The 11,044-nt window shown below is 49.2% G+C and carries 9 protein-coding genes; all 9 read right to left on the bottom strand.

Annotated elements, in window-relative coordinates; genetic code table 11:
- Positions 1-333: transposase (locus A3842_RS14065; RefSeq protein ID WP_143186282.1), on the bottom strand; the 333-nt coding region annotated here is incomplete at its 3' end.
- A 347-nt stretch (positions 334-680) separates the two neighbouring features.
- On the bottom strand, positions 681-3,344 hold the full coding sequence (locus A3842_RS14060; RefSeq protein WP_074101811.1) for an FtsK/SpoIIIE family DNA translocase: 2,664 nt from the start codon (positions 3,342-3,344) through the stop codon (positions 681-683).
- Positions 3,345-3,473: 129 nt separating this feature from the next.
- A complete protein-coding gene (locus tag A3842_RS14055; RefSeq protein ID WP_074088191.1) occupies positions 3,474-3,689 on the bottom strand; it encodes a YlzJ-like family protein in 216 nt (71 codons plus the stop codon).
- The gene (locus tag A3842_RS14050; protein WP_074101810.1) at positions 3,686-4,465 is read right to left on the bottom strand and encodes a ClpP family protease; all 780 of its coding nucleotides are present in this window, start codon (positions 4,463-4,465) and stop codon (positions 3,686-3,688) included. The genes A3842_RS14055 and A3842_RS14050 overlap by 4 nt, the downstream gene beginning before the upstream one ends.
- A gap of 333 nt (positions 4,466-4,798) precedes the next feature.
- The gene (locus tag A3842_RS14045) at positions 4,799-6,478 is read right to left on the bottom strand and encodes a ribonuclease J (RefSeq protein WP_074088188.1); all 1,680 of its coding nucleotides are present in this window, start codon (positions 6,476-6,478) and stop codon (positions 4,799-4,801) included.
- A gap of 593 nt (positions 6,479-7,071) precedes the next feature.
- Entirely contained in the window at positions 7,072-7,986 is a 915-nt protein-coding gene (gene dapA, locus A3842_RS14040; protein ID WP_178382352.1) for a 4-hydroxy-tetrahydrodipicolinate synthase, read from the bottom strand.
- Positions 7,961-9,181 carry an aspartate kinase gene (dapG, locus tag A3842_RS14035; RefSeq protein WP_074088185.1) on the bottom strand — a complete coding sequence of 407 codons (1,221 nt, stop codon included), beginning with the start codon at positions 9,179-9,181 and terminating at the stop codon, positions 7,961-7,963. The genes dapA and dapG overlap by 26 nt, the downstream gene beginning before the upstream one ends.
- A 189-nt stretch (positions 9,182-9,370) precedes the next feature.
- Complete coding sequence (locus tag A3842_RS14030) at positions 9,371-9,967, bottom strand: dipicolinate synthase subunit B (RefSeq protein ID WP_074088183.1); 597 nt, start codon at positions 9,965-9,967, stop codon at positions 9,371-9,373.
- The gene (gene dpsA, locus A3842_RS14025; RefSeq protein WP_074088181.1) at positions 9,968-10,864 is read right to left on the bottom strand and encodes a dipicolinate synthase subunit DpsA; all 897 of its coding nucleotides are present in this window, start codon (positions 10,862-10,864) and stop codon (positions 9,968-9,970) included.
- Positions 10,865-11,044: the final 180 nt, after the last annotated feature.

Genomic DNA, 11,044 nt, shown 5'->3' with positions numbered 1-11,044 from the left:
GACATTCCTCATCCGCTGGGAACGGAAGCGATTAAGAGTTCGAAAGTTGGGGCGCTGCCGTCCGGCCAGCCACATGAAAGGAATATTCTCTCGCACGGCTTTGGCGATTTGACGAGACGAATAGATACGCTGAGTGTAGGCGTAAATGATGACTTTGGTGAGCATTTTAGGATGATAGCTGTCGCGGCCGCCGCCGGGATAAGCAGCGTCAAAGATGGAGTCGTCCAGCCGATTGACGGCTGCGTTAACGACACGAACGAGGTGATTTTCTGGAATGTCTTCTTCCAGATCCATGGGCAAGCAAAGTTGGTCCATGGTATATTGAATGTACAAAGAAATCGCTCCTTTTTTGAAATGGTTGCTCGACACTTCCATTTTACCAAAGGGCGATTTCTTTTTGTGATTTTTGAAAGAATTGTAGGAACGTTCCCCCGCTTAAACAGCGGAGAGGACGGACTGATTGCGGAAAAGCGGTAGCGGTCGCCTTGCTCTCCGGATTTTTACCGCTACGGGAAATAAATAAAATCTGGAGAGCACAGCGATTGTAGCAACGGTCCGTTCGCGGAGCGTCCGCACCAAGTGCGCAAGACCATCCAACTCAAAAACAGCGGGGCTGTCTCAAGTAGCCATTTCATGGCTTTTGAGACAGCCCCATCGTCCCGGAAATCCACTTACAAGATCTAAGAACTAATCCGGTTGTGCTGATACTGTTCCATTGACATCAATACCTCTCGGGGCTTGCTGCCCTCGTATGGCCCGATTACACTCCTGGCTTCCATGGCATCAATTAATCGTGCTGCCCGAGTATAGCCGACACGCATACGCCGCTGGAGCAGCGATACCGAGGCTTGCTTCGCTTCGAGCACAATCTGAACAGCTTGCTCATACAATTCATCCTGCGGCTCATCCTCTCCCATCACTGTATCATCTACCTCAGGGACAATTGATTCATCGTAATTAGCTTCACCCTGACTGCTGACATACTGAACAATAGTCTCCACTTCCTGGTCACTCATAAAAGCACCTTGAACGCGGATCGGCTTCGATGCACCCATTGGCAGGAAGAGCATATCTCCCCGGCCCAGCAGCTTCTCTGCTCCCGGCATGTCCAGGATGGTACGTGAATCCACGTTGGAGGAGACACCAAACGCGATACGGGAAGGAATGTTAGCTTTGATAAGCCCTGTGATGACATCTACTGATGGACGCTGAGTGGCAATAATCAAGTGAATACCCGCTGCACGTGCCATCTGCGCCAGACGGCAGATCGCATCTTCCACATCGTTCGCCGCGACCATCATTAGATCCGCAAGCTCGTCCACAATCACTACAATGTATGGCAATACCGCGGCAGGGTTATCTTTCATCAGATTATTGTAGCCTTCCACATTACGTGTACCCGACTTGGAGAACAACTCATATCTTTTCTCCATTTCGACTACAATCTTTTTCAAGGCCAAACTTGCACGTTTGGGATCTGTGACCACAGGAGCGAGCAGATGAGGAATCCCGTTATATACATTTAGCTCAACCATCTTAGGGTCAACCATCAGAAACTTAACTTCATTGGGTTTAGCCTTATACAGAATACTGGTGATAATACCATTAATACAGACCGATTTCCCTGAACCTGTTGCCCCCGCTACCAGCAAATGGGGCATCTTAGCTAAATTGCCTACAATCGTCTGGCCCGAAATATCACGTCCAAAGGCAATCGACAATCTGGATTCAGCATCCTGGAAAATCTGGGTTTCCATAACCTCACGCATCGTTACTATCGACACTTCGGGATTAGGCACCTCAATCCCAATAGCTGACTTGCCGGGAATCGGTGCTTCCATTCGGATATCTTTGGCAGCTAGAGCAAGCGCAATGTCATCGGTCAGGTTAACTATACGGCTAACCTTGACCCCAATATCCGGTTGAATCTCATACCGTGTAACTGCTGGTCCTCTTACGACCTCAAGCACCTTCGCTCTTACGCCAAAGCTCTCCAATGTAGCTTCCAGCTTGCGGGCCGTCTGCATGTAATCGTTCTGGTCACCAGCCTTGGCACCGTTGTTAGGCTTGGCCAAAAGCCGGAACGAAGGCAACTTGTAAGGCTTCGGCGGAGGCGGGAGCGGTACCGGAACAGGCTCTCCACCCTCAGAGGAGTCCAGCAGACCATTCAACTCAACCAGTGCCAGTTCTTCTGCGGACAAGGTGCCTTCCACAGACGCAACGCTGCTTTGTAAAGGTGCTGGTGAATTGGCATTGGCCTCTCTGACCGTTCCGTTACGTGCTGCTGGCGAGAACTCACTCCACTCTTCACGATCCTCCGCATTCAATCCTTCAGTCCGGATATGTTCAAAGAAATCACGAATAATTGGAGTTGCCGGCTCAACATCATCACCCAGATAATCATCATCGTCGTCCAGATAGGATACATCTCCTGCAGGCAAGCCTGACAGAATGGGATCCGTATGTGTACCAGTCAGCACCACATCTCCATTGTTAGAATCCTCAGACTGCCCTTCGTCGGGTAAAGGTCCCGTTCTTGGTCCACCACTGAACCAGCCTCCGATTCTTCTGAGGAACTGCGGCTGGCTTCGGTTAGGGAGCTGACGTTCATCCTCATCCTCATCTTCATCTTCATCTTCGATAGGCTGAGGAACAGCGCTCCTCCTTGTTCTGTCCGGTCTGGCAGCCACAGGAACCGCTGCCGGGCGGTTAGCCGTTCTCTGGCGGATGTCTTCCACCAGCCTAACTAACCGGACTCGCAGAAGTGTGAACAGTTCAACATAAGAGAGATTCGTAATCAGCATGAAGCTGATGGCCATCATAACAATCATCAGCAGTTTTGCTCCCAGATTGCCGAATAGCCACAGTAATGCTGCGTACTCTAGTGCTCCAAGATAACCACCGCTAATGTCCTTGCCCAACATATACACATCACTGCCGCTTACACCAGATGAGAGCGAACCCGACAAATCATTCTGTATCTGTGTCAGTACATTTCCAGGATGCAGCATCGATAATGGACCCAATTTCTGTTGCATTGCTGAAATCGTACTCATCAGACACAAGGAAAGTACCAACAGAAGTACGCCGGAATGACGGCTGTTCCACGTAGAAGGCCACTTTCTGTGAATCATTACCATTAACCCATAACAAATACCGACAAGCGGTAACACAAAATAGAATCTCCCGAATAAATATCCTGCCATATTGGAAAGTGAGCGTCCCACTGCCGCTTCACCGGATAATGCAATGACGGATATTGTAATCAGCATGATCCCGTAGATTTCATATTTTAAAACACTGCCCAGCAGTGCTTTTTTCTTTTTCTTTCTTCGTTTAGCCACACCATCCACCCCCGGTAAAATATTATACCATATAATGGCGTGGCGTACCTATGTTCTCTTTTGTCAGAAAATGCATCTTTCTGGGACAGTGTTCGCATTACCTTCTACAGAGTCCCAGGAAAGAGAATTTCATGGATTCCAGCGGATAATAGCTCCCGGCGAAAATGCCGGGTCCAGATACTTTTCAAGGGGGCAATCAAGCAGTCTAACGATACGCGCCTGTCCGTGTTCCATAGGCTCTACCTGCATCAACATGCCTTGTATGCTGACTTCCTCCAGCGGCAGTACAAAGCTAACTGCTCCTTCGTACACCTGCTCTATCGGAATAACCGTATACAGGGTCATTGCGTCAACCCTCCTTGCACGATTTGTTCAGGCAACTGTGCAATATCTCCGGCAATCATTCCGTTCAAACGGGACAACGCCGCACCGATTCCACCCACCTCATCCATCAGTCCGTACTTGACCGCATCGTAACCGCCGACTGCAGTACCGATATCCCGGTTCAGTTCACCGGTTTTAAACATCAGATCCTTGAACTGCTGCTCAGAAATTCTTGAATGGGAGGTTACAAATCTCACCATTCTCTCCTGCATCCGCTCCATATACTCAAAGGTCTGCGGCACTCCGATAACCAGTCCATTCATACGGATAGGATGGATCGTCATCGTCGCGCTCTCGGCAATAAGGGAATAACTGGAGGCTACTGCAATTGGAACCCCAATACTGTGACCTCCGCCAATGACCACTGTTACCGTAGGCTTCGACAGTGAAGCTATCATCTCTGCAATCGCAAGTCCAGCCTCTACATCGCCGCCGACCGTGTTGAGGATAATCAGCAGCCCCTTCACTGTTTTGCTCTGTTCAGCGGCTACCAGTTGCGGAATGATATGCTCGTACTTAGTGGTCTTGTTATGCGGAGGCAGGACAAAATGCCCTTCAATCTGACCGATTATAGTCATGCAAAAGATGTCCGGTTCTCCGGCCGGAACCACAGTCTGACCCAGTTCCTTCACCACTCCTGCTGTTCCTGGAGGTATTGGCTCACTGGTCTGCGGTTTCACCACATCCGGGAGAATCTCCTCATTTGCACTAACATTTACACCTTCTGTTATGTCCATCGTTCGCAGCACTCCCTTTTTGCTTGCAGCACTCCTCGGCTGCAGCCATACTAGCTTTGATTAGTATGACGTTACAAGGGACTCTGTTATGCACAAGGTCTTGATAAAGTATCCATAGACTCCGTCTCCGGTCCAGCACAGTAAGATCTCGCACAGCAAAAACCCCTCCTCCCCTGGAAACCGTCCAATATTTCCGGGAAGAAGGGGCTTTTGGCCCTGCTTATTTATTTACATAAGGATGTACGTGTATAACGCCAACCATCCTTATATTTCCAGATGTCACCAATGCCGTCCTTTTATAATAGGACATATTTTTGCCTGGTTATTTCTTGATTACACTTCCATGATAATCGGAAGGATCATCGGTCTGCGGCGGGTTTGCTCATAGAGGAAACGGCCGAGTGAATCTTTGACGCTTGTTTTAAGTGATGCCCATTCATTGACCTTCTCACTCATCAGGCGCTGCAGTGTTCCGGATACAATCCGGTTCGCTTCGTCCAGAAGTCCTTCGGACTCCCGTACATAGACAAAGCCTCGGGAAATGATATCAGGTCCTGATACGATAGCGCCGTTCTGCTTGCTAAGCGTCACAACCACTACAAGAATACCGTCCTGGGACAGCAGCTTACGGTCACGGAGTACAATGTTACCAACATCACCTACGCCAAGACCGTCAATCAGCACGTTGCCTGCAGTTACCTTACCCGCTCTGCGAGCTGCACCTCCGGAAATTTCAATCACTTCACCCAGTTCAGTGATGAAAATGTTGCTTGGGTCTACACCTACGGATTCCGCCAGCAATGCATGTCTGCGCTGCATCCGGAATTCTCCGTGAATAGGAATGAAATATTTCGGTTTCATCAGATTAAGCATAAGCTTCAGTTCTTCCTGGCTTCCGTGACCGGATACGTGAACGCCGGAGTTGGAACCGCTGTAAATCACGTTGGCTCCCAGTCTGAACAGCTCATCGATGGTACGTCCGACATACTTCTCATTCCCTGGTACCGGTGTTGCCGCAATAATTACGGTGTCGCCAGGCAGGATGTCCACTTTCCGGTGACTGGAGCGTGCCATGCGAGTAAGCGCCGACATAGGTTCTCCTTGGCTGCCTGTGCACAGTACTACTACACGGTTCCCAGCCATTCTGTTCATTTCTTCCGGTTCAATCAGCATACCATCTGGAACATTCAGATACCCAAGTTCAGAAGCAATGGATACCACATTAACCATACTGCGGCCGATGACAGTAATCTTGCGACCTGTTGATTCCGCAGCGTTCACCACCTGCTGAATACGGTGCACGTTGGAAGCGAAGGTTGCTACCACTACACGCTGTTCGGCTTTGCGGAAAATATCTTCAAGAACAATGCCGACATTCTTCTCAGATGGAGTGAAGCCAGGCTTCTCCGCATTTGTACTGTCTGACATAAGTGCTAGTACGCCTTTTTGGCCGATTTCAGCCATCCGGTGTAAATTAGCGAACTGACCATTGACTGGGGTATGGTCAAATTTGAAGTCACCTGTGTGAACAACATTTCCTTCAGGTGTTTCGATACATACCCCGACGGAGTCAGGAATACTATGATTCGTTCTGAAGAACGTTACTTTGAGTGAGGTTCCAAGTTCGATCTCTGAGTCCTCATTAATTAGAATACGCTTGGTTTCCCCAAGAAGGTTCGCTTCCTTCAGCTTATTCTCCACAAGTCCCAGAGTAAGTCTTGTTCCGTACACCGGAACATTCAAGTTCTTGAGTACATAAGACAATCCGCCGATGTGATCCTCGTGTCCGTGGGTAAGAACAATACCTCTTACTTTGTCACGGTTCTCTGTGAGGTATGAGATATCAGGAATAACAATGTCAATACCGAGCATATCTTCTTCCGGGAATTTCAGTCCCGCATCCACGACTACAATGTCGTTCCCGTATTGAACCACGTACATGTTTTTTCCGATCTCTCCGACTCCGCCCAAAGCGAAAATCGTCAATTTATCGTTGTTGTTTTTTTTGGACAAATGAATCTAACCCTCCTATGATGTTGGACGTCATACTTTTATTTGTAAACATTAAGCTTCATTATTTCAGCGGCGCTGAACACATCTTCAAATTGCTGATAGCTTCCATAATTGACAAAGAAATTCCATAAGTCTGTATAATTTCGCACTGCGAAAACTCCTTAATCGGGCAGTGAAATCCTTCTTGAGCGGAAAAACACCGTCAAAATTCACTGTCGCGCCCCTTGCGCGAAAATCCGGCTCCATTAGCACAGACTTATTCAAGGACCTATCCTGTCTCACAATGTAAAATACATTGACGGAAGATTACCGCATATTTAATTTTTACCGCACCCAGTCACTTAAGAACATTATACATGATTTTTTTGGCAAAAGACAAGTCATCGGCTCCGTAACCCTATTCTTTCCTTGAATTCATTGGTTTATTTGAGAAAAAAGCAGACGAAAACGTTTCACCCTCTAGGACTAAAGGGTTTTGCAGAAGGATTAAACTTAATACTGTGTTTATAATTTTTACACAATACGAACAAAAGCCGGTACTCCTTGGAAGGAATACCAGCTTAAGATTCCAGCTACTGTAAGTCCAAATACTACTACAGGAGTGCTGCAATAAACGCAGCCTCTTCTTCGCTTGGTGGTACTAGCGGTAACCGAACTGTACCAACATCCACACCGAGCAGACCAAGTGCATACTTCACTGCTGAGGGATTCGGAAGCGGCTGCGGACATTCGAACAGCCCTTTGAACACAGGGAACAGCTTACGGTGAAGCGCCCCTGCCCGTCTTACGTCGCCTGAGACGTAAGCTTGGATCATTTCTGCCATTTGCTCCCCAACGACATGGCTGGCTACACTGATGATGCCATGTCCCCCCACAGCAAGTGCGGCAAGCCCAGCAGCATCATCTCCTGAATATACGCGGAAATCAGCCGGGCAAGCAGAAACAATCTGTGTAATTTGATCTACAGACAGACATTCCTTCGTTGCCACGATGTTCGGAATATCGGCAAGCCTTAGTGTCGTGGCTGTACTCATACTGATGCTGGTACGGCTAGGAACATTATAGAGAATAACAGGAAGTGACGTCTCCCCTGCTATGGCAGCAAAATGCTGATATAGCCCTTCTTGATTCGGTTTGTTGTAATAAGGGACAACCAGAAGCACGCCGTCCACACCGATTTTTTCCGCCGCTTGTGTCAGATGTATGGAATGCCTAGTGCTGTTGCTGCCTGTTCCGGCGATGATTTTACAACGGCCTGCAGCCTTTTTAAGTACATACGCGAATAACTCCAGCTTCTCTTCATCGCTAAGGGTTGGCGATTCTCCAGTCGTTCCGCAGACCACAAGCGCTTCGGATTTCTGCTCCTCAATGAGATAGTCGACGAGCCGTGAAGTGGCTTCCCAATTGATCTCTCCAGCCCTGTCAAAGGGGGTCACCATAGCGGTTATTAATCTTCCGAAGTCCACTTTGAATTCCTCCTTGTCAGCGGTGTAATTCAAACTTGGCATGTAAAGCGCGTAGAGACTGCACCATATCTTCTTTTTTGACCAGAACCCAAATGGTTGTATTGGAATCCGCTGACTGCAGAATCTGAATATTCTGTGAGCTGAGTGCTTCAACGATACGGGCCATGATGCCTGGAACCCCGTTGATCCCGCCCCCGATGACTGAAACCTTGGCGCAGCCGGACAGGCTCGAAGGTCGAAGGCCCAGCTCCTGAAGGGCAGAAATGGCCTGTTCTGACTTGTCATCGTTCACCGTATACAATGCTTCACTCGGTGTAACATTGATAAAATCCACGCTGATGCCGTTGTCAGCCATGCTTTTGAAGATCTGCAATTGCACGCCGGTTCCGTTGCCATTGGGGCATTCCACTGAAATTTGGGTAATGTTGCTGACATAAGCGATCCCTGTAACATAACGGTCTACCACTCCGTGCGAAACATCGCTAAACCCTTCAGGATGTGTCACAAGTGTTCCTTCTGCCTCGGAGAAGGTAGAGCGGACACGGACCGGAATCTGGGCCTGCATGGCAATTTCCACAGCGCGGGGATGTATCACCTTGGCCCCCTGATAAGCCATGTTGCAGATTTCCGTATAGCTGACATAGGTCAGTTGTTTCGCATCTTCGACAATCCGCGGGTCTGCCGTTAGAATACCATCCACATCCGTATAAATATCAACCATATCCGCGCGCAGTGCGGCACCCAGAGCTGTAGCTGAAGTATCACTGCCTCCGCGGCCAAGGGTTGTAAAATCACCGGCTTCGGTCTGACCCTGGAACCCGGTTACAATAACTACTTTATGCTCGCGTAATTCGCGTAGAATGCGTTCGGTCCGCACATCCAGAATTCTGGCATTACCATAGTTGTTATCCGTCAGAAAACCAGCCTGGGCTCCTGTCAGCACGGTTGAGGGAATACCCTCATGCTCCAGCAGGCCGCACAAGGTTGTGGCGGAAATGATCTCCCCGCAGCACATCAGCAGATCTTTCTCCCGGCTTGGCAAGGCATCCCCGTTCTGCACCGCCCAGTCCAGCAATGTATCGGTCGCGTATGGCTCACCCTTTCTGCCCATAGCCGACACTACTACTACAAGGCTGAATCCGTCAGCCAGCTCCCGTTTGACATGACGGATCACGTGTTCTCTGGCCGCTGGTGTGGAGAGTGAGGTTCCGCCGAATTTTTGCACCAAAATACCCATGTATAATTCCTCCATTGCTTCTCTAAGCAAGCACACTAATACGTATACACACTGTCCATTCCATAGGTCGAAAAAATCCGCCTAATGCGGGGTCACTATTCAGATAGCTGAATAAAGTGTTGAACCGCCCTCAAATATGAGGACGGCAGATGTATACCTTATGGTCAGAATGCCTGCATGAAACGTTATCTATGCTGAATGAAACCGTTCGATAATCATCGGCTGCAGCTGGTTGCCCTGCAGTGCCGCATAACAGGCCTCTGGAATGAGATCCATCTGCGCCACAAGAGAGTTCGGCTTGCCCTGCGGGTTATCCTGGCCGAACGGAACGAAATAAATATTCTTCGTCACCAAAAGCTTCGCTATATTCGATGCATTCAGCCCGAGTCCATCATTGGTGGAGATTGCCAGCACCAGTGGCCGGCCATTGCGCATTTGCGATTTGGCGGCCATCAGCACAGGGCTGTCAGTCATGGCATTAGCCAACTTACTCGTTGTATTCCCTGTGCAGGGCGCGATGGTCAATACATCCAGCAGCTTGGAAGGACCCAGCGGTTCCGCTTCAACAATTGTAGAAATGATATCATTCCCTGTTATATCTTTCAACTGTTTTAACCAATTTTCCGATGTACCAAAGCGAGTGTCTGTATTCAGTACAGATGCTGAAACGATTGGCACCACTTTGGCGCCGCCATCCATAAACCGTTGAATCTGCGGCATCACCTCGGCAAACGTACAGTGTGAACCGGTAATCGCATAACCTACAGTTTTTCCATGCCAATCCATTTATTCGTCCCCCCTGTTAAAAGTCTCGTCTGCTATCGACTGTACCAGCGCACCTGCCATAATAATTCCGGCGCTTTTGGGAGCAACGATTCCGGGTAGTCCCGGTGCCAGCATAGCCTTGATCCCGCGTTTTTCCGCATAGCGGAAATCGCATCCACCCGGGGCGGAAGCCAGATCAATAATTACACAGTGTTTGGGGAGACGCGACAGCACCTGCGCGGTAATAATCATACTTGGTATGGTATTGAAAATAAGATCAACTTCCGGCGCATGTACCAGTAGCTCTCCAGTCATAAAGGGCTTCCAGCCCATCACTTCGGACCTCGCGTAATGTTCTTGTTTTCTTACTCCCACCTTCACAACTGAACCCAGTCCCTGCAGCGCCCTGGCCATGGTGAACCCGGTTCTGCCCATGCCCAGTACCATTGAGGTCGAGCCATGGATTGTAAAATCCGTATTCTGAATAGCCATGACCAGCGCTCCCTCCGCTGTCGGGATGGAGTTGTAAATCGCCACGTCGTCCCGGCTCAGCAGTTCCACCAGTTTCAGTGAATGCCTGGCACATAGGCCACGCAAATAGCTTTTGGCCATACCGGTATATACCGTACAACCTGGTGACAGCGCTGCAGCGTGTTCCTCCAGCAGTTGCAGCCGTTCTGTGGAAAAAAGGGCATTGATATTCCCTTCATCATCACAGCCTACCGTAGGCAGCACCAATACATCCGCACGGCTTAGCAGCTCTACCGACATCTGTTCAAGGCTCACCCCTGGGCTTGGGGTATCCCACTTGTCGAACCCGGCAGCGCTTACCGTCGCATCCATTTCCACACATTTCCGAATCACTTCAATCTGTCTCGCGTCCCCGCCCAGGAACACGATCCTGATGCCAGTAAGCATAGGGATGACGCTCCTTTCCACATACACACTATTGACTATAGAGCATCTTATGCCGTGGTGGGCGGATGGGTGATTAGCCGACAAGAATTGAACCGCATGCTCCATCCAAAACAACTTTCAAATGCAAATAAGCTGTCTCAGGTATGGACCGTAAGCAGCACTACCAATATCAGTTGATCA

Origin of the sequence: Paenibacillus sp. P3E (genome assembly GCF_001909045.1) — a bacterium.
GTDB classification, from domain to species: Bacteria; Bacillota; Bacilli; order Paenibacillales; family Paenibacillaceae; genus Paenibacillus_AQ; species Paenibacillus_AQ helianthi.
The sequence above is the reverse complement of the archived record's forward strand: the minus strand, read 5'-3'. Positions and strand labels throughout refer to the sequence as shown.